Below are 18,574 nucleotides of genomic sequence, written 5' to 3' on the forward strand. Positions count from 1 at the left end.
GTGCAGCCCTATTGCGTTGAGCGGGTCCAGACCCTGACGTAATCGATGCGAAAGACCGACGGCAGGTCCGCGTCGTCGACCACGCCGAACCAGTCCCACATCGCTTCACTGTCGAAGACGATCTGCATCGGAAAATGCCAGTAGCTGTTCTTCGCTTCCCTAACGAGTACGCCGTCGACATACCAGCGCAAGGTCTCGGGTTGCCAGTCGAAACCGTAAACATGAAAGGTGTTGGCCAGCCGCCACGGCGCAATCCAGGTACTGCCGGAACTGAGATGTTGATCGTTCTGTGGTCTGGCCCAGACATGCGCATTCATGTTGTAGCGGCGATCAAACGCTTCGTTAAGGGTTTTGCCGCCGATTTCGAAGATATCGATTTCCGTGGCGTTGTCCGGCAGCCCCGTCCACGCCAGCCAGAACGCGCTGGAACCGGCAGAGTTCATCGGTTTCGCGCGTGCTTCGTAATAGCCGTACATGCCCCGTTCATGGGTGCGCACCATCGCCGAGCTGTAGTCCTTGTAGCCCAGGGCGACATATTTTTCCGGGAGGGTCTGTTTGCGGAAAGTGATGTTCAGATTGCCGTTGCCGACCTTGGCGTTCTCCGGCAAAAACAGCGCCGGTTTGCGCCCGAGGGAGTCGGTGCCGGTGGCGTTGTTGACGTGCCAGCGTTCGGCATCGAGCGCGCTGCCGTTGAATTCGTCGGACAGCCGCGTATCGCGTTTCCAACCGCCGGCATTGGCCTGGTCCGATAACGGCAGGTCGGGCGTAACGTGCGTCGGTGTCGGGCCCAACGGGCCGACGCGAGTCCAGGCATCGGCCTGTTGCGGTAGGGCGACCGCCCACTTTTGCGCCAGATACTCGAACACGTTGCGGCGTTCGTCCTGGTTGCTGAATGGGCGGTCGTAAACCAGTACTTCGGCAATGTCGCCACGCAGGATCTCCGAGGTGCCGACGACGTTGCGCGCCACGGCGAACGGGCCGATCGGCACGTCACTGGTTTCCAACACCGCCAGGGCCGGTTCGTAGGCCGTGGTCTGCTGCACGCTGATGCCGAAATTCGGCGCGACGTTATCGTTATCCGCCAGTTGCGGTCGCGAGCTGAACAGGCGCTGCCATGCCTTGCCACCGGCCTGCTCGGGCAAGCGCCGCGAGACCACAAACACTGTCACCGGGCCTTTGCTTGTGCGAATGGCCTGGCCCATGAACGCCGCCGTGCCGCTGAAACGCACCACGCCGTGGCCGTTGAGGGCGTTGTCGACGCGCGTCGGCAACGTCGTTGCCGCACGGTTGTCGACGACGACGTCATTGCCTTTGCCGGATTTATCCAGCCAGCGTACGACCTGATTTTGCCCTTCGAGGGTCATTGCGGCCGGGTCATTGCCGTCCAGCCACAGCACCAGTCCGTCAGCCACAGGCTGTGGAATATTGGCGCTGACGCCGGCGCTCAGCAGCAGCAAAACAAACAGCAAGCATCGTGATCTGTTCATGAGTCGTCCCTAACTTGGTTTGCGCCGTTATTACGTGCCCACCGCCAGCAACGGCGTCGGTTGCGGGCGGTAGCCCCACGGGTTGTTGGTTTGCCAGCGCCAGCTGTCGATGAGCATTTGCGTCAACTCACGCTGTGCCCGCCAGCCCAGCTCGCGCCCGGCCTTGCTCGCATCGGCGCGGCACTCGGCGACATCACCGGCACGGCGCGGGGCGAAACGGTAGGGAATGCGCAGACCGGTGACGTCTTCGAAGGCGCTGATGATCTGCAACACGCTGTAGCCGCTGCCGGTGCCGAGATTCCACACATGCAGGCCATGCTCATCGCCCTGCAAAACCTGCAGCGCCTTGAGATGACCTTCGGCCAGATCCAGCACATGGATGTAATCGCGAATACAGGTACCGTCGACGGTCGGATAGTCATTGCCATACACGGTTAACGCAGCGCGCTGGCCGCTGGCAACCTCGCTCAGGCACGGCAGCAGATTGTTCGGTCGACCATTGGGCGCTTCGCCGATCAGCCCGCTCTCATGCGCGCCAATTGGATTGAAATAGCGCAGCACAGCGATGTTCCAGCGTGAATCGGCGAGGGCGAGGTCGCCGAGCAATTGCTCGATCATCAGCTTCGAGCGCCCGTACGGATTTGCCGGTATGCCGGTGCCGTGCTCCTCGACGATGGGCATCGCGGCCGGCTCGCCGTAGACAGTCGCCGATGAGCTGAACACCAGATTGAACACGTGGGCGCGGGCCATCGCCTGACACAGGTTCAGTGTGCCCACGACATTGTTGGCGTAGTAATCCATCGGCCGGCGCACGCTCTGTGCCACAGCTTTGAGCCCGGCGAAATGCAGCACCGCGTCGATCGCGTAAGTGCTGAAAATCTCTTCCAGCAGCGCGGCGTCGCGAATATCGCCCTCGATGAAATCGACGTGCGAATGACTCAACAGCTCAAGCCGTGCGATCGACTCGCGGCTGCTGTTGCACAGATTGTCGAGGATCAGAACCGAGTGTCCGGACTCGATCAGTTGCAATGCCGTGTGCGAACCGATGTAGCCGGCACCGCCCGTGACCAACGTGGTTTTGCGCATGACGACGTGCTCCATTGCGGGAAAATCCGGCTTAGCGGGCGGTGAACACCAGCTTGAATTCTTGCGGCCAGCGCGGGTGCAGCAGGCTGTAGGCCAAGGCGTAGGTCAGCGTGCCGATAGCGATGTCGCCGGCCAGGTGCGCGTAGCCGGACAGGCCGGTTTGCCGCGACAGCCACATCACCATGACGGCCATCACCAGTGAAGCGAACAGGCTGCGGTAACCGGACTGGAAGAAGCTGCGCCAGTCATAACCGATGGCGGCGTGCAGGCCGCGCACCTGCAGCGGCGTGATCAGCAGCATGCGCAGCAGCAAAGCCAGCGCCGCCGCCATGCCGCCATAGGTCTCGCCGAGCAGGTAGACCAGCGCCAGCGCGAGCAGGGTAGTGGCGACTTCGGCCTTGAGCGTCAGGTGTGTGCGGTTGACCGCCACCAGCGCGGTGGTGGCGTACAGCGCCAGATTGCCCAGCGCTGCCGTGCACGCGAGCACTTGCAGCAACGGAATCGCATCGGCCCATTTGGCGCCGAAGATCAGCAGAATAATGTCTTCGGCGGTCAGGGCGATGCCGAAAAAAAGCGGTGTCAGCACGAAGCCGCTGATCGCCGTTGAATCACCAATCACACCGATCAGTCGCGCCGGTTCGGCACTGCGCCGGGCAAACACTGGCAGCGCGTAACTCATCAAACCGTTGTAGATCGCCGAGCGCGGCAGGTCGATGATGCGCATGGCCAGGTTGAACATGCCCACCGCCTGCGCCCCGGCAGTGAGGCCGAGAAGCAGGTTGACGCCGCGTTGCAGGGTTTGCGAGCTCATGACGTTGACACAGACCGGCAGGCCGGCGCGCAGCAGTTCGCCCAGCACTTGGCGGTCGATCAACAAGGGAATGCGCCGACGCTCGCTGCGCATCAGTACCAGCGTGGAAATGCCGTCCATGATCAGCGCCTGAGCGACCACCGCCCACGGGCCGAAACCCATCAGTGCCACGGCCACACCGCCCACTCCGCCAGCAACTTTGCCGAGCAAGGTGCGCGAGGCCAGCAGCTTGAAATTGCCGCTGCGGCGCATCTGCGCCACATACACCCGCGCCATCAGGGTGAAGAGGATTTTCACCGAGGCCACAACGGTCATCCAGCGTAGCGCGGGCGACGGCGTGTAAAGCACGACCGCCAGCGAAATCAACGCAATCGACAACAGACTGACCAGCACGGCAAACCAGAACACGCTGCTGATGTGTTTGTCTTCCACCCGCTGCAGACGCACCAGCGGGTCTTCCAGCATCGACGAGAACAGAATGCCAACCACTTCGACCACAGCGATGATCAGCGTGCCGATGCCCAGCTCCGTTGGCGTCAGCAAATGTGCGTAGACGACAAAGGTGATCATCGACAGAAAGATCAGGCCGAATTTCTCGGTGAAAATCCAGGCGAGTGTCGTCAGGCGACGGTTGGCCATGGTGCGATCCCCGAGAGTCAGCGGCTGTTGCCCAGGCTTTTGAAGCAGGCGTAGAGGTAGCGCAGGGTCGGTTTGCCCTGAAAGAAAAACAGCGTCTGCCACGAATGCCCGAGCATCTGCCGGAACACCTCGATGACCCGGCGATGATCGCCGCGCCGGGAAAAGGCATTGAGAAACTCCGCGTGGTTGGCGAGGACGAAATAGATCCGCTGCTGCTTGTTCAATCGGGTGCCATAACGCGCCAGGTACAGCTGGATGAAGCGCAGTTTGTGCGGGTAGTACTTGTGCGGTTGCGCGGTGATATTGGCGGCGTTGACGGCGCGCCAGTGCAGGATCTGCGGCACGCTGTGGATCTCGCTGATTTCCCCGATGCGCGTCCACAACAGGCGATCCTCGGCGAAGCGCAGGCTCTGATCGAAGCCGCCAATGGCAACGATGATCTCGCGCAGCGCGAGCACGCCGGAGGTGCCGTTGATGATGTTTTCGCGCATGAAGTCGGCAAAGTGATCACCGTGTTTGCAGCGATCCTCCAGTTGCCGTTTGCCGTCGCTGAATTCACTCATTTGAAAGCAATCGATCAAACCGACCTTGCGTCCCTGCTGCGTCAGTTCAGCGTGCAGCGCCAATTGCCTGTGCAGTTTTTCCGGATGCCAGCGGTCATCGGCATCGAGGAAGGCGATAAAGGTTTCCTTGGCACTGAACACACCGCGATTGCGCGCACTGGCCGGGCCTTGATTGGGCTGTTGCAACAGGACGATGGGGAAGGGCGCGGCGTATTGCCTGACGATCTCTGGCCCGGCATCGCTGGAGCCGTCATCGACGATGATGACTTTGTCCGGCTGGCGGGTTTGTGCGCACACCGAATCCAGTGTGCGCTGGATGCTGGCGGCGGCGTTGTACAGCGGAATCACCACGCACACGGTGACGGCCGAGGGATCATTCAGCATGGGCGTTGCTCCCGGAAAGTGCTGCGCATCGGCCGCGCGCTGGCGGCTGGCAGCGGCTGGGTACGGGTGACGAGGTGATGGCGGAAGGTCAGGCTGAGCACGCAGAAAATCAGGAACTCGCCCGAGCGGTAGTTGGGAATTACATAGGCAACGTAATTGGTAACGACGAACAGGCCGATGATCACCAGAGCACACGCCTGATAGCGCGCCGATTGATCCGCCGTGATTGCCCGATAACGCTTTGCCAGTGTCTGGGCAAACATCAGCAGCAAGGCGATCAACTGTATCAAGCCACCGTTGAGCAGGGTCTCAACGTAGCCGCTGTGTGCGTTGCCGATGTAGCCCCAGCGCGTGATGAACGCGTCGGCATCGGCACTGGCCCAGAACGCGCCGAAGCCATAGCCCTTGAGAAATTGCGCATCGATCAGGGGCTGCAACAGCTCCCAGATCAGCGTGCGGTCGGTCAGCGACGGGTCGCGGCCAACCAGCTCCAGCAACATCGCGTAGTTGGCGTAAAGCACCCCACACAGGAGGAAGAACACCAGCGTCGCCGCCATGAACGCGAGCAGTGAGCGGTTGATGCGCAAGCGGATCAGCGCAATGAAGTACGCGTAGCTGGCAGTGCCGGCGACGATCAGGGCAATCGCCGTGGCTGACTGCGCGAGGCCAATGGCAATCAGCGCGAACAGCCCATACAGCATGGCCAGCGGGTTGCGCTGGCGGATCATCGGCAGCAGCAACAGAATCGCGATGGCGTTCAGGCGCGCGCCAGCATTCTTTTCCGCGAACACCCCGCGAAAGGCGCCGTCGCGAATGCCGCCGGAAATAAAGGCGATGTCCGGGCGGATCAGGGCAAAGATCAACCCGACCAACGCCGCCGCACCGATCACGCAGCCGAACAGAAAAGCGATGCGTTCCAGGCTGTAGCGCCAGGCAATGAAACCGGCAAAGAACACCACGCTGAGCAGCGCAACGAAACGCTTGAAGCTGAGCATCGGCTCGCTCGACCAACTGATCGACGCCGCCACGCAGCCCAGAAACAACAGCAAAAACAGGTTCTGCCGGTAGAAGCTCTTGCTGAGGAACACCTTGTGGCGAATGAAGAAAAACAGCGGCACCAGCAGCGTCAGCAAGCCACAGACCTGATTGGCCAGATTGCCCTCGAGATCCTGCTGCGCATCGTCCAGCGTGCTCACATTGCCCAGGCGCAGAAAGAAGCCGATCACTTGGGTATAGAACAGCACACCGAACAAGGTGAAGGCGTCGGCGAGCGTCGAATAACGCACTTGCAGACGGTTCATCTCAGCGCCTCCCGAGTAACGCCTTGAGGTAGGTCTGCACCGCGCGAGCGCTGACAAAGCGTGCGGCGGCGTCGATGCGCCGTTGTCGGTGCAGCGCTCGCGGCCTGGCCATTTGTTCGCTGATCGCAGCGGCCAGCGCCGCCGGGTCGTCAACCTCGACCAAGGGCGCGACGGCGCCATCGGCGAGGATTTCCTGCGGGCCATACGGGCAGCGTGTCGCCACTACCGGCGTGCCGGTCGACAGGGCTTCGACCAGGGCGTTGGGGCTGCCCTCGAAGCGTGACGACAAAACAAAGCAATCGGCTCGAGCGATTTCGGCGATGGGGTCACTGGCGTACCCCGGCAGATCGCAACGCTCTGCGACGCCGAGCGCTGTCGCCTGGGCAAGCAGTTCGCCGCGCAAGGCGCCTTCGCCGAAGATGATCAGACGTGCATCGCGTTGCGCCAGGCGGGCGAAGGCGTCGATCAACGTGTCGAAGCCTTTCTGCTGGGCCAGCCGACCCACGGCAACGATCACCGGAGTGGTTTTTTCCCGCAGCCAGGGATGGCTGGGGGCGGCGGCAGGTTTGTCGCGAAAATCGTTGTCGAGTACCGGGTTGTCGGCGGTGGTCACATCGCGCGGGCGGGCGATAGTGGTGTCGACCAGGTCTTCGGCGACGCCCTGTGACACGCAGATCACCGGGTTGGGAATCAGCCGATACAGCCACGGCGCCAGCCAATAGGCGAGCTTGACCGAGAGCGCCGGGTTGACGTGCTTGTCCCGCGAGAAGGCATTGCGCTCGCTGACATGCAGCCGCGCCAGCGTCCCGGACAGCGCGGCGGCGGCAATCGCCACGACGTTGACATGAGTGAGCACCGCCAGTTGCGCGTCGTAGCGGTTGCTGCGCAAAAAGCGCATCAAAGCGGGCACGGCGGCGGCACTGCGTGGGCTATCGAGCAATACTTGCCTGACCCGAGGATCGAGCGCCGGTTGATTGATGCCGGCACCGGTGAGCATCAGCAGCGTCACTTCATTGCCGGCCTCGACCAAGGCACCAGCGAGGCGCACCATCATTTTCTCCGCGCCGCCGGCGCCGAGATCCTGGAGGATGATCAGCAGCTTTTTCATCGGTTCCACACCTGGTAATAAGCCTGCGCGGCGTATTGGCTGGTATACGGCTGGATCGCTTCGCTGACCGAGCGTCGGGCCGCTGTCGCGGGCTCGCGGCTGGCCAGACTGTCGAGCAGCGCCTCGGCCAGGGCCGGAACATCATCGACGCTGACCAGGCGCCCGAGGCGTCCGCCGTCGAGCAACTCGCGCGGCCCGCTGCCGCAATCGGTGGAGATCACCGCCGTGCCCAGCGCCAGCGCCTCGACCAGCACCGTCGGCAAGCCTTCGTGAAGTGAGCTGAGCACCAACAGCTGCGCATGGCGAATCAGCGGGTATGGATTGCGCAGATGCCCGGTGAAATGCACCAGACGTTCGATGCCCAGCCGTTGCGCCTGTGCTTCAAGCTCAGCGCGCAACGGCCCGTCGCCGGCAATCACCAGATAGGGCAACGTGCGTTGTTGCGCCGCCACGGCATAGGCTTCGAGCAGCAAATCAAAGCCCTTGGTGTGCACCAGTCGGCCAATTCCCAGCCAGTAATGATGGGGCACGCCACCGGGCAGCGGCGCTTGTGCCGCGTGCAGCAATTGCTCGGTGATCACCGCGTTCGGGCAATAACGGATGCGCGGCTGGCCCCACGGCATCAACCCGGCCAGCGACTGGCGCAAACCGTGGGACACCGCGACCACCTTGCCGCTGCCGCACAAATACAGCGCGTACAACAGGCGCAAGCTGGCACGCCCGGTGTTTTGCTCGGCGCAATCCAGCGCAGCGTGGCGACTGTAAATGACTTTGCAGTCACTGCCCAGGGTGGCGAACCAGGTGCACAGATTGGCTTGTTCCTTGGCGCCGATCAGGTGCGTCACGCCTTCGCGGCGAATTAATCGGCGCAGCAGCACGATCGACTTCAACCAGCCAGCGAGTCCGCTGCCGCCACCTGCCACGCTCGGCGCGCCGTCGACGTCGGGCGAGTCGCCGTTCATGACGTAAAAACTCACCCGTCGACCGTCCGCCAGAAACTGCTCGGCAAGGCGTTGCTGCACGCACTCGACGCCGCCGCCAGTCTGGTAATCCTTGAGCGTGAACAGAATATGCATCGACACAATCCTCATGGGGCAGTGACATTGATCGCCACTTGCTGGCGCAGAATCATTTCGGTCAGGCGCAGGGCATTGCTCGGGTAGTCGAGCAGGTAGCGTTTGATCGTGTGCGGCTCGCGATACATGCGGTAGAAGGCGCGCAGGTGCAGGCGATTGATGGCGTCGGGGTAGTAACGCTCGCTGGCATTGGCTTCCTGACGAATGAAGCCACCGCAGGTGAACGCCACGCCGCTGAAACCGCCGCGCAGCGCATCGAGGACAAAGCGCTCTTGCAGACCGGCGCCGAGGCCGACCAGCAGCAGGTTGGTGCGCTGTCGGAGGATGTCAGCTTGAATTGCCGCACCTTGTTCGGCGTCGAAGTAACCGTTGTGTGCGCCGACCAATTGCAGGCGCGGGTACTGCGTGCCGAGCTTGTCAACGAAACGATCAAGCTCGGCCTGCCGCGCACCGACCACGTAGACGCGTTTGCCGCGCTGCTCGGACTCGCGCAACACCGGGTCGGCAATCGAGGTGAAATCGAAACTGACCCGCTGCACCGCGCGCCCGGTGATGCGCGACATGAACCCGGACATCAGCATGCCGTCGCAGAAATACGCCAGCGACGGCGGCGGCTGGCGAATGAAACTGCCAATCGAGGCAAAGTTGAGAAAGGAGAACGCCCGGTTCGATTCCAGCAGGGCCGGCGAATAACGGTCGAGCAATTCCAGGCGGATCATGATGCAAGATCCTGTACTTGCGCGGCGCATGTCGGCCGACCGACGCTGATGTAGGTAAAGCCGCGTGCGCTGAGACGTTGCGGATCGAACAGGTTGCGGCCGTCGAAGATCAGCGGGTTTTTCAACTGGCGAGCAAGCAACTCGAAGTCCGGCGCACGAAACGATTGCCACTCGGTGACGATCACCAGCGCGTCGGCATTTTTCAGCGCCGCCTCTTTGGTGCCGGCCAGGGTCAGGTCGTCGCGCGGGCCGTAAAGCTGCTGGGCCTGTTCCATGGCTTTCGGGTCGAACGCCTGCACGCTGGCGCCAGCGCGCCATAACGCCTCCATCAAGACGCGGCTGGGTGCTTCGCGCATGTCGTCGGTGTTGGGCTTGAAACTCAGGCCCCACAGCGCAAAGGTTTTGCCCTCCAGGGCGCCGTTGAAGTGTTCGGCGATTTTATGGAACAGCGTGCTTTTCTGTTCGTTGTTGCGCGACTCCACCGCGCGCAGCAGGCGCGCATCGATGTCGACGCCTTGGGCAGCATGAATCAGCGCACGCACATCCTTGGGAAAACACGAACCGCCATAACCGATGCCGGGGTAGATGAACTGGTAGCCGATACGCGGATCCGAGCCAATGCCGTGGCGGACCATTTCGATGTCGGCGCCGAGCTTTTCGGCGAGCCCGGCCATTTCGTTCATGAAACTGATCTTGGTCGCCAGCATGCAGTTGGCCGCGTACTTGGTCAGCTCGGCGCTGCGCACATCCATCACGATGATTTTTTCGCGGTTGCGATTGAACGGTTCGTACAACTCGCGCATCAGCGCTTCGGCCCGCGGGCTTTCGGTGCCGATGATGATTCGGTCGGGTCGCATGCAGTCATCGACCGCGCAGCCTTCCTTGAGAAATTCCGGGTTGGAGACCACATCGAAGGTCAGTTCGCCACGGCCGCTTTCGGCGAGGATGACATTGATGCAATCGCGCACACGGTCCGCCGTGCCCACCGGCACCGTGGATTTGTCGACGATGATCTGCTCGCCGCGCAGATGCTCGCCGATCGTTCGCGCGACGCTCAGCACATGTTTGAGATCCGCCGAGCCGTCCTCGTCCGGCGGGGTGCCGACGGCGATCAGCAACACGTCGCCGTGCGTTACCGCAGCGGCCAGATCACTGCCGAATTGCAAGCGTCCGCTCTGATGATTTTCCCGCACCAGGCTTTTCAGGCCCGGCTCGTAGATGGGCAGGCTGCCGTCATTCAAGGCCTGCACCTTGGCCGCGTCGACATCCACACACAGCACGTTGTGGCCGACCTCGGCCAGCGCGGCGCCCTGGACCAGTCCGACATAACCGATACCGAATACACTCACATTCATGGGAAAACCTCATGCGTGGCGGGGTGGGCCAGAGCGCTGGCCGCTGTCAGTAGATGTTTTTCGAGAACAGGGTGAAGGGCGTCTTCAGGAGGATTTTGATGTCCAGCCACAGCGACCATTGATTGATGTAATTGAGGTCCTGGGCGACCCGGCGCTGCATCTTTTCCACGGTCTCGGTTTCGCCGCGATGCCCGGTGATCTGCGCCAGACCGGTGATGCCAGGCTTGAGCCGATGCCGCGCCATGTAGGCGCGCACCTTGCCGGTGTAATAGATGTTGTGGGTGACCGCGTGGGGGCGCGGGCCGACGAGCGCCATGTGGCCGAACAGCACGTTGAACAGTTGCGGCAGCTCATCGATCGAGCTGCGTCGCAGAAAGCGTCCCAGCGGGGTGACGCGATCGTCGTCGCGGGTGGCCTGGCGCACTTGCTGATCGTCGTGCACGCGCATCGAACGGAATTTCCACACGCGAATCACTTCGCCGTCGCAGCCATGGCGGCTTTGCTTGAACAGCACTGGCCCCGGCGACGTCAGCTTGACCGCGATGGCCACGCCGAGCAGCAGCGGGCTGAGCAGAATCAGCGCCACGGCGGCCACGCTGCGTTCGAACAGGTCTTTGCAGAACAGACTGCCGGGGTGCGAGGTGAGCAGGCTTTCGTTGAGGTAGATCGCCGGCATCCGTTCGATCTCGGAGATCGAGTGATTAAGCAGGACCATGCTGCCCAGATCCGGAATCCACACCACGTCGACGTTCATGTCGAGCAGGTTGATGTACAGCGCTTCGATGGTCGCCGCCTCCGCCATTGGCAGCACGATGTACACGCGCCGCGCCTGCAGGCGCGTGATGATTTCGCGGATGTCCTCGACCTCGCCGAGCAGCGGCAGGATGCTCGGCGCGGGGCCGCTGTCGGCTTTCGCCGCGACGAAACCGAGCAGCAGCGCGCGATCCGGATCGAGGAGTTTGCGCGCCAGCTCATGGGCGGTCGGGCAGGTGCCGATGATCACCGCGCGGCGCTCGTTGCTGATCATTCTGGTGTAGAGGCGCACGAACAGATGCAGCGGCACAAACGTCGCCGCCTGAGCGAGAAAACCGACCACGGCCCAGACAATCACCACCTGCCGCGAGAACAAAGCGCTGGTCTGGGTGACGAAAGCGATGCTCATCAGCAGCCCGAGCAGAATCAGCCAGCCGGCAAGCAAACGCCCGAGCCCGACCAGCAGGCCATGGCGCTTGTGGTAGACCTGCACCAGGCCGTAGACCGGCATCGAACCGAGCACCGTGAGGATGATCAGCAAGCGGTACTCACTGGGCAGTTCGCCGATGCGCCAGTGCACCAGCACGATCAGCAACAGGTTGACCAGAGTCATTGCGCACAGCCATTGCACCCAGAAGGTGAGGCCGCGACGGTGTGCCATTTGCGCGGAATATTGCGAGGTCATCGGCGCGATCTCCGATTCGTCCAACAGGGAGGGATTTGCTGTTGCCGGGCGGCACGGCCCGGAAAATCAGCGCGGGGCGAAGTCGTAGTCGTAGAAGGAGCGGGAGTGACCATGGCCGTACTTGCGTGCCTTGCGCAGATCGACCTGATTGAGCACCACGCCGAACACCGGCGCTTGGCTCTGCTGCAACACGGCGATGCTTTTGCGCACCTGGCCGACCGGCGTGCTCTGCGCCTTGACCACGTAAATCACCGCGTCGGAGTGCTGAGCCAGCAACAACGCGTCACTGACGATTTCTGCTGGCGGCGAATCGATGATGATGTGCCGATAGCGCGACTTCAGAATCTGCAATAGCCGACCGAGGCGTGGCGAACTGAGCAAGTCCTGCGCGGGGGCCACGGCATTGCTCGAACTGCTCGAGGCTTTCAGCCGTGGCGCATCGAACGGGTCCAGCGCCGAAGGCGCCAGGCAACCGGCCGGGAGCATGTCGAGATTGCCCACGCTGCGGATGCAGTCTTCGAGCCGCGCGGTGCCGGCCATGAGGTTGGCCAGGCCGGGGTTTTCAGGCGGGAAATCGAAGTTCAGCGACAGTGTCGGCTGACGCATGTCGGCATCGATCAGCAGCACTCGCTCCAGCGGCGCGAGCGACGAAGCGAGGTTGTTGGCGATGGTGCTCTTGCCTTCGCCGGACACCGAAGACGTGACCAGCACCACCTGCGCCGGACGTTCGTTGTTTTGCAGCATCAGCCAGGTGCGCAGGTTGCGGATGGTTTCGCAGAAGCGCGGGTGGTCGTTGTCCTCGAACAGCCGCGCCAACTGCCGCCGGCTCTTTTTCATTACCAGCGGCACCACGCTCAGTAGCGGCACATTGAGCAGGCTCTCGACGGTGTCGTCGGTCTTGAAGGTGTTGCTCAGGGTATCGAAGAGGAAGGCGAGGGCGACGCCGACGACCGCAGCCACCAGCGCAACAATCGCGAGGATCAGATTCTTGCGCGGTTTGCTCGCTTCCAGCGGCGCGATCGCCGGGTCAACGATGCGTGCTTTGGCCGAATCCATGTCCGAGGTGGCGGCGGTTTCCTTGAGGCGAGTGACGAAAGTTTCGTACAGCGCTCGGGTGCTGTCGACTTCGCGCTGGAATTCGCGCAGCTGGAATTCCTTGCGCGAAATATCCTGAATCTGCGCCTTGTTGCTGTTGAAGGATTTGCGCAACGCGTCTTCGCTGGCCACCGCCAGTTGATATTGGCGTTCGATGCCGGCGACCACTTGCTGCACCTGCAGGCGCAGGCTGTTGGCAGCGGTGCGCTGTTCGGAACGGGCGGAAATCAGCGCCGGGTGCTTGGGCCCGTAGCGCCCCGACAACTCCTCGACTTTGGCCTGGGCCTTGGCCAGATCGCCTTGGAACTGCTGAATCAACGGGTTGCTCAGCACCGCTGGCACGCTCGACAGGCGACTGATATCGCCATTGCTGAGAGATTGGGCCTGGCGGTACTGGCTCTCGGCCTCGGCACGATCGCGGCGCGCGTCGATCATGCGGTTGCCGGTCATTTGCAGCTCGTTGGCACTGATCGTCGCGACACCGTCAACATCGACCAGACCCTGTTCCTCGCGGTAGGCCTGCAACTTGTTTTCGGCCACGCGCAGGTTGTCGCGCAATTCGACCAAGCGGGTGTTCATCCAGCTGGTGTTGTTTTGCGAAGACTTGAGACTGGTGTCCTGCTGGCTGTCGATGAAACCTTGGGCGAGGGCATTGGCCACCGCCGCAGCGAGCGCGGGGTCGGGCAGCTCGACGTCGATTTCCAGCAACTGGCTCTTGCCGACGAACTTGACGCTGGTGTGCAGCATCAGGTTTTGCGTGACGTCGTTGAACACCTGTTCTTCAGTGGCTGGCGGCTTGGGCGGCGGCAGCAGATCCAGCCATGGCAGCCATTGATCGCGATTGAGCTCGGCCAGCCATTGGCGCGGGGCGAACCAGCTCTGCGCCTGTTGGCGTGGATCGGTAATCGGGTGGGTGGTCAGACCGAGCTTGCGCACCGCGCGCTCGGCGAGTTCCCGCGATTGCAGCAACGCCTGCTGAGTCTGCAAGTAATCGGTGGTGGTCGCGCCGCCAGCTTCGGCGGCCTGCTGAAAACTCAACACCGGCGGCGTCTTGTCCTTGATCAGCAGCGTCGCACTGCCGACGTACTGCGGCGTGATGAACGACAGCACCGCCACGGCCAACGCGCAACTGAGCAGTACCAGCCAGGCGATGTTCCACTTCGCCGACCAGATCACCCGCCACAGGTGCAGCAGATCAAGGGTGTCCGACTCATCGGCGGCTTGCGTTGGCAAGTGGCCCTGGAGCGGACGTTCGAGGTAGGTGCTTGGGCTGTTGTCCATGATCAGAAAAAGCCTTGTGCAATGGAAATGGTGTCGCCGGGGGCGATGACGGTAGTGCGCGAAATGTTTTCAGTGACCGGCGGGCCGCCACTGCCGCGCAAAATCGTCACGCGTTTCATCGAGGCGCGTTCGGTCAGACCGCCGCCCAGCGCGATGGCTTTTTCCAGGGTCAGGCCGGGTTGGAACGGATAGCTGCCGGGTTTCTGCACTTCGCCGTTGATATAGAAAGGGCGGTATTCGATCTGGCTGAGGCTGACTTTCGGGTCGACCAGATAGCCTTGCTTGAGGCCGTCGACGATCTTTTGTTCGACTTGATTGGGCGTCAGGCCCCTGGCGACGATCTCGCCGAGAAACGGGTAGGAGAAAGTGCCGGCGTCATTGAGGCGGATCTTCTTGAAGCTCAGTTCCGGCTCGCCGAACACGATGATGCGCAAGACATCGCCAGCGGCCAGGCGGTAATTGGTGTCGGTGTCCGCCGCCTCGACCGTGGGCACTGTCCAGAGCAGCAACAACAGTAAAATCAGGCGCGTGTGCATGGCCCAACCCTCCTACAGACTGACGTCGAAAGTGATCTGGAAGACGTTGCGGGTGAAGCTTTCGTTGTCGGCATCGGAGTCGTTGTCGCGGTGGCGGTAGGCGACTTCGACGTCCAGCCAGCGGCGCATTTCGTAATTCACGCCGAGTTTGTAATCCTGCAGATCGTCGCTGCGGTCCTGGCCTTCGTAGACGTAATGACCCATGCCGACTTCGGCAACACTGGTGATGCGCTCGGTCCAGCCATGGCGCCAACCGACCTGGGTGAACGTGGTTTTCACCGCGTCGGCGCCGTCGTCGCCTTCGGCCATGGCCTGGCGCGCAAGAAAGGTGAAGGTCGAGTAGGTGCGCGGTTTCCACGCCAGGTCCACTTGCCAGGTCGGGTTGCTCAGGTCGTCGGAGCCGCTCTGGTCGAAATTCTTGCGCTCGTAGCCGACGCGCAGCTTGCCGGTGGTTTTCGCCGTCATGTCCCACTCGGCGCCGGCCAGCACCGCATCGGAGCGGCTGCTGCGCGGGCTGTTCGATTGCAAGTAGTCGAAGCGCGTGTGGTCGTATTCGAGCAGGCCACGGGTCTTGCTGCCGAGGCGGTGATACCAGGTGGTGGTCAGGTTGCTGGTGTCGCGCTCCTTGTCATCGTTGATGCCGTCGGCGTTGTCGTAGCGAAGCTGTGCGTAGTTGGCGCCGAGGTCGATCTGGTTCAGCGCACTGCGCGCACCGAAGGTGTAGACGCCGCCGACGCGTTTGCTTTCGATCTTGTCGTTGATGCCGTCGACGGCGGTAGACGTGGTGCGCTCGTATTTGCGCGCCTCGGCTTCGAGTTTCAGCCGATGTCGGTCCGTAAACTCCATGATGCTGTCGGCGCGCAGGCGCTGGGCGGTGTTCGAAGCATCCGAGTCGCTGTGATAGATGTAGCGGGTCGGTTCCCAAATCACCCGCGTGGCGCTGTTGCGATCCTCGGCCTTGAGCTCGAAGGCGGGCGCCAATCGCGTGACCATGGTGGACTCGACATCGTGTTCGACTTCGCGAAAATTGTCGTCGTAGCTTTCCGACAAGGCGAAAGTCGGGGTGAAATCGAAGCCGTAGACATTGATCGCTTGCGGCTCGACGCTCCAGGCGGCTTCGGGAGCGCAGCAGGCGACGACTAAAACCAGGGAACAGCGAGGCTTCAGAGCCATGGATCACGCTCCTGATGAAGGGGGTCGGTGTCAGGGCGAAGCGGATCCGGACTATTGTCGCTGGCGTTCCAGGTAACTCAGCGGGACGCTGACGTGCTGTTGGCGGTTGAGGAAATTGAGCAGAAGCATCACGCGCTCTTCGCCCTGCATGGACAGGAACACGCCTTCGAGCGGGGACAGCGGGCCTTGGAAGATTTGCAAAGGTTCGCCGGGTTTGAGCATCGGATCGACAGGAAAGCCGATCGACTCCTGGCTGCGTTCACGCAGTTGTGCGATCACGTCTTCATCGACCCGGGCGGGCACATGGTTGAATTCAACAATGCGACTGACGCCGCGCGTTGAGCGGATCGGCGCCCAGTTATCGTCACGGCTCAGTTGAATGAACACGTAGCCTGGGAACAACGATTCCAGCGTCCGTTGGCGTTTGCCACGGATGCTGCGCTCGCTCATCAGCTGAGGCCGAAAGATCGAATAGTTCTGTTGCTGCAGATTGAGTTGTGCCCGTTCATCCTGGCGGGGCTTGCACTGCAATAAATACCAGTTAGAACCGTTGCGGCAAACCGTTAGCATGCTGGAGTACTCCATACATAGCGATCGTGTAAGCAGGGTGGCCGATAACGTGGGACGAGCCGCCCTGCTTGCTAGTAGGTAGTAGGCTGATCAAGGCAAAGTGCCGAGCCAGATGCATCAATGTTTATTGGCAGAAGAAGTGTTTCAAAAATGAATCAAGTTGATCGGGTTATTGTTATATCCGTGGCCGTCTTGGCTATAACGAGTCCGTGCTTTTGTTTAAGCAAAGCTACCGCACGGTTCGCAGTTGCGACCTTCAGGATCCAATTACATAAGTAGCCAGAGAGCAGAAAAGTGCGCGGCGGCGCGAGCTCATCGGGCAGTGCTAAGTTATCGGCCAGTCTGCGCAAGCTGTCAATTGATAACAGTCAAAAACATTGCCTTTCATCCGCTGATAATGGGCGTGTTTCGTAAGTCGTTGACTTTCAACGATGAAAGCTGTTCGTCGGATTTTTTAAACTTTTCGAAGTTATTGTAGTCGTCGAGGTTAGATGCTGTGTGTGATAGCAAATTAGTTTCAATCTTACATGTTTCGGTTCGTAAGAAGTTCGGTTTTTAAATGCCTCGCGTCGGATGCTGCTGGCCCTGGTAACTAAGGTCGTCTATGAATAACTGTCGTCGTTTGCGGACAAATGTACGGCGGTGTTTAACGCCTTAAAGTCGAAACAGTGAGCCGAGGCAATCATGAGTGTTCTGGTAACGGGGGCCGCAGGTTTTATCGGTTATCACACGGCCATGCGATTATGTCGCGAAGGACTGGAGGTTGTTGGGCTCGATAATCTCAATCCTTACTACGACGTCAAACTCAAACAGGCGCGGTTGCACAGACTGCAAGCGCAGACCAACTTCACTTTCCATCGGCTGGACATTGTTGACCCGTCGGCACTCACCGCGCTGTTCGAACACGGCCAATTCCAACAGGTCATTCACCTCGCCGCGCAGGCCGGAGTGCGCTACTCGCTGGACAATCCTGAGGCTTATGCGCAATCGAATCTGGTCGGATTTCTCAACGTCCTGGAAGCCTGCCGACGTCATCCGCCGGAACACCTGATCTACGCATCGAGCAGTTCGGTGTACGGCGCCAATACCCGAATGCCGTTTCGCGAAGACGACAGGGTCGACCAGCCGGTTTCTTTGTACGCTGCGACCAAACGCGCCAACGAACTACTCGCCCACAGCTACTGCCATCTCTACGGCGTGCAAGCCACCGGTCTGCGCTTCTTTACCGTTTACGGCCCCTGGGGGCGGCCGGACATGGCGCTGTTCAAATTCACCGAAGCGATGCTGCAAGGGCGCGCCATCGACATCTACAACCAAGGCGAAATGGCGCGGGATTTCACTTATATCGATGACATTGTCGAAGCGATTTTTCGACTGCTCGACAAACCGCCCGCACGCAGCGCCGAGCGTGGTACCAACCGTTTGTTCAATATCGGTCGCGGCAGTCCGGTGGCGCTGATGAGCTTCGTTGAATGCCTGGAACAGACGCTGGTCATCGAGGCGCAGCGCCGTTATCTGCCGATGCAGGAAGGCGACGTATTGAAAACCTGGGCCGACGTGTCGGCACTGGCACGCTGCATCGACTTCCGCCCCCAGGTGCCGATCGAGCAGGGCGTGCAAGCGTTCGTGCAGTGGTATCGCGAGTTTTATCAGGTCTGATTCAGTGCAGGGTGACGGCCCTGCGACTTTCACCAATGCGGATCCGGTCGAGGGCGCGGTTCAGCGCATCCAGCGCATCGAGCAACGCCTTGGCCTCGGCTTCACGCCCGTCGCCCCACAGACGTTCGGCCATTTTGTTCAAGGCTAGAATGGCGCGTTCGATGTCGGCTGCGCTGGCGGTGCTGTCAGGGGGTGGTGGTTTTTTCGGCATTCAGGGTTCCTCGGCGGTCGGCAAACCACCATATCGCCAAGGCGCCTAGCAAAACAGCCAAAAGTGTCCCCAATCAGCAGCG

16 protein-coding genes are annotated in these 18,574 nt (G+C 61.3%); 1 reads left to right on the forward strand and 15 read right to left on the reverse strand.

Translation table 11 applies throughout. The features are described 5' to 3' along the window. Positions 1 to 8 precede the first annotated feature (8 nt). The 14 genes from CXF97_RS16820 to rfaH form a co-directional block, all read right to left on the reverse strand. Positions 9 to 1,487: a family 16 glycosylhydrolase gene (locus CXF97_RS16820; protein ID WP_101159455.1), complete on the reverse strand. Its 1,479-nt coding sequence runs from the start codon at positions 1,485 to 1,487 to the stop codon at positions 9 to 11. A gap of 30 nt (positions 1,488 to 1,517) precedes the next feature. Continuing rightward, on the reverse strand, positions 1,518 to 2,573 hold the full coding sequence (gene galE, locus CXF97_RS16825; RefSeq protein ID WP_101159456.1) for a UDP-glucose 4-epimerase GalE: 1,056 nt from the start codon (positions 2,571 to 2,573) through the stop codon (positions 1,518 to 1,520). A gap of 31 nt (positions 2,574 to 2,604) precedes the next feature. Continuing rightward, on the reverse strand, positions 2,605 to 4,023 hold the full coding sequence (locus tag CXF97_RS16830; protein ID WP_101159457.1) for an oligosaccharide flippase family protein: 1,419 nt from the start codon (positions 4,021 to 4,023) through the stop codon (positions 2,605 to 2,607). A gap of 17 nt (positions 4,024 to 4,040) precedes the next feature. Further along, positions 4,041 to 4,970, reverse strand: coding sequence for a glycosyltransferase family 2 protein (locus CXF97_RS16835; RefSeq protein WP_101159458.1), 930 nt, complete (start codon positions 4,968 to 4,970; stop codon positions 4,041 to 4,043). Further along, complete coding sequence (locus CXF97_RS16840; RefSeq protein ID WP_101159459.1) at positions 4,964 to 6,271, reverse strand: O-antigen ligase; 1,308 nt, start codon at positions 6,269 to 6,271, stop codon at positions 4,964 to 4,966. The genes CXF97_RS16835 and CXF97_RS16840 overlap by 7 nt, the downstream gene beginning before the upstream one ends. Before the next feature lies 1 nt (position 6,272). After that, positions 6,273 to 7,379: a glycosyltransferase gene (locus tag CXF97_RS16845; protein WP_101159460.1), complete on the reverse strand. Its 1,107-nt coding sequence runs from the start codon at positions 7,377 to 7,379 to the stop codon at positions 6,273 to 6,275. Next, positions 7,376 to 8,455 (reverse strand): glycosyltransferase, encoded by a 1,080-nt coding sequence (locus tag CXF97_RS16850; protein WP_101159461.1) that lies wholly within the window; start codon positions 8,453 to 8,455, stop codon positions 7,376 to 7,378. Before CXF97_RS16850 ends, CXF97_RS16845 begins: the two co-directional genes overlap by 4 nt. A gap of 11 nt (positions 8,456 to 8,466) precedes the next feature. Beyond that, a complete protein-coding gene (locus CXF97_RS16855; protein ID WP_101159462.1) occupies positions 8,467 to 9,174 on the reverse strand; it encodes a WecB/TagA/CpsF family glycosyltransferase in 708 nt (235 codons plus the stop codon). After that, positions 9,171 to 10,529 (reverse strand): UDP-glucose/GDP-mannose dehydrogenase family protein, encoded by a 1,359-nt coding sequence (locus CXF97_RS16860; RefSeq protein WP_101159463.1) that lies wholly within the window; start codon positions 10,527 to 10,529, stop codon positions 9,171 to 9,173. The genes CXF97_RS16855 and CXF97_RS16860 overlap by 4 nt, the downstream gene beginning before the upstream one ends. A gap of 46 nt (positions 10,530 to 10,575) precedes the next feature. After that, a complete protein-coding gene (locus CXF97_RS16865; RefSeq protein WP_101159464.1) occupies positions 10,576 to 11,967 on the reverse strand; it encodes an undecaprenyl-phosphate glucose phosphotransferase in 1,392 nt (463 codons plus the stop codon). Positions 11,968 to 12,033: 66 nt separating this feature from the next. Continuing rightward, positions 12,034 to 14,343, reverse strand: a complete 2,310-nt coding sequence (locus CXF97_RS16870) for a polysaccharide biosynthesis tyrosine autokinase (protein ID WP_101159465.1) — start codon at positions 14,341 to 14,343, stop codon at positions 12,034 to 12,036. Between the two features lie 2 nt (positions 14,344 to 14,345). Next, complete coding sequence (locus CXF97_RS16875) at positions 14,346 to 14,879, reverse strand: polysaccharide biosynthesis/export family protein (protein ID WP_101159466.1); 534 nt, start codon at positions 14,877 to 14,879, stop codon at positions 14,346 to 14,348. 12 nt (positions 14,880 to 14,891) lie between these two features. Continuing rightward, positions 14,892 to 16,052: an outer membrane beta-barrel protein gene (locus tag CXF97_RS16880; protein WP_101159467.1), complete on the reverse strand. Its 1,161-nt coding sequence runs from the start codon at positions 16,050 to 16,052 to the stop codon at positions 14,892 to 14,894. Between the two features lie 51 nt (positions 16,053 to 16,103). Continuing rightward, positions 16,104 to 16,622: a transcription/translation regulatory transformer protein RfaH gene (rfaH, locus tag CXF97_RS16885; protein WP_101159468.1), complete on the reverse strand. Its 519-nt coding sequence runs from the start codon at positions 16,620 to 16,622 to the stop codon at positions 16,104 to 16,106. 684 nt (positions 16,623 to 17,306) lie between these two features. Between rfaH and CXF97_RS16890 the strand changes: the two genes are divergently transcribed. Further along, on the forward strand, positions 17,307 to 18,281 hold the full coding sequence (locus CXF97_RS16890; protein ID WP_101159469.1) for an NAD-dependent epimerase: 975 nt from the start codon (positions 17,307 to 17,309) through the stop codon (positions 18,279 to 18,281). Position 18,282: 1 nt separating this feature from the next. Here CXF97_RS16890 and CXF97_RS16895 read toward each other — a convergent pair whose 3' ends face one another. Beyond that, positions 18,283 to 18,492: a hypothetical protein gene (locus CXF97_RS16895; RefSeq protein ID WP_073474659.1), complete on the reverse strand. Its 210-nt coding sequence runs from the start codon at positions 18,490 to 18,492 to the stop codon at positions 18,283 to 18,285. Between the last annotated feature and the right edge of the window lie 82 nt (positions 18,493 to 18,574).

The sequence above is a fragment of the Pseudomonas sp. Choline-02u-1 genome, from assembly GCF_002836515.1.
Taxonomy (GTDB): Bacteria; Pseudomonadota; Gammaproteobacteria; order Pseudomonadales; family Pseudomonadaceae; genus Aquipseudomonas.

What these genes read in the sequence shown, in the direction of transcription:
- CXF97_RS16820 (WP_101159455.1), bottom strand. Translation starts at nt 1,487, where the DNA reads ATGAACAGATCACGATGCTTGCTGTTTGTTTTGCTGCTGCTGAGCGCC.
- galE (WP_101159456.1), bottom strand. Translation starts at nt 2,573, where the DNA reads ATGCGCAAAACCACGTTGGTCACGGGCGGTGCCGGCTACATCGGTTCG.
- CXF97_RS16830 (WP_101159457.1), bottom strand. Translation starts at nt 4,023, where the DNA reads ATGGCCAACCGTCGCCTGACGACACTCGCCTGGATTTTCACCGAGAAA.
- CXF97_RS16835 (WP_101159458.1), bottom strand. Translation starts at nt 4,970, where the DNA reads ATGCTGAATGATCCCTCGGCCGTCACCGTGTGCGTGGTGATTCCGCTG.
- CXF97_RS16840 (WP_101159459.1), bottom strand. Translation starts at nt 6,271, where the DNA reads ATGAACCGTCTGCAAGTGCGTTATTCGACGCTCGCCGACGCCTTCACC.
- CXF97_RS16845 (WP_101159460.1), bottom strand. Translation starts at nt 7,379, where the DNA reads ATGAAAAAGCTGCTGATCATCCTCCAGGATCTCGGCGCCGGCGGCGCG.
- CXF97_RS16850 (WP_101159461.1), bottom strand. Translation starts at nt 8,455, where the DNA reads ATGCATATTCTGTTCACGCTCAAGGATTACCAGACTGGCGGCGGCGTC.
- CXF97_RS16855 (WP_101159462.1), bottom strand. Translation starts at nt 9,174, where the DNA reads ATGATCCGCCTGGAATTGCTCGACCGTTATTCGCCGGCCCTGCTGGAA.
- CXF97_RS16860 (WP_101159463.1), bottom strand. Translation starts at nt 10,529, where the DNA reads ATGAATGTGAGTGTATTCGGTATCGGTTATGTCGGACTGGTCCAGGGC.
- CXF97_RS16865 (WP_101159464.1), bottom strand. Translation starts at nt 11,967, where the DNA reads ATGACCTCGCAATATTCCGCGCAAATGGCACACCGTCGCGGCCTCACC.
- CXF97_RS16870 (WP_101159465.1), bottom strand. Translation starts at nt 14,343, where the DNA reads ATGGACAACAGCCCAAGCACCTACCTCGAACGTCCGCTCCAGGGCCAC.
- CXF97_RS16875 (WP_101159466.1), bottom strand. Translation starts at nt 14,879, where the DNA reads ATGCACACGCGCCTGATTTTACTGTTGTTGCTGCTCTGGACAGTGCCC.
- CXF97_RS16880 (WP_101159467.1), bottom strand. Translation starts at nt 16,052, where the DNA reads ATGGCTCTGAAGCCTCGCTGTTCCCTGGTTTTAGTCGTCGCCTGCTGC.
- rfaH (WP_101159468.1), bottom strand. Translation starts at nt 16,622, where the DNA reads ATGCTAACGGTTTGCCGCAACGGTTCTAACTGGTATTTATTGCAGTGC.
- CXF97_RS16890 (WP_101159469.1), top strand. Translation starts at nt 17,307, where the DNA reads ATGAGTGTTCTGGTAACGGGGGCCGCAGGTTTTATCGGTTATCACACG.
- CXF97_RS16895 (WP_073474659.1), bottom strand. Translation starts at nt 18,492, where the DNA reads ATGCCGAAAAAACCACCACCCCCTGACAGCACCGCCAGCGCAGCCGAC.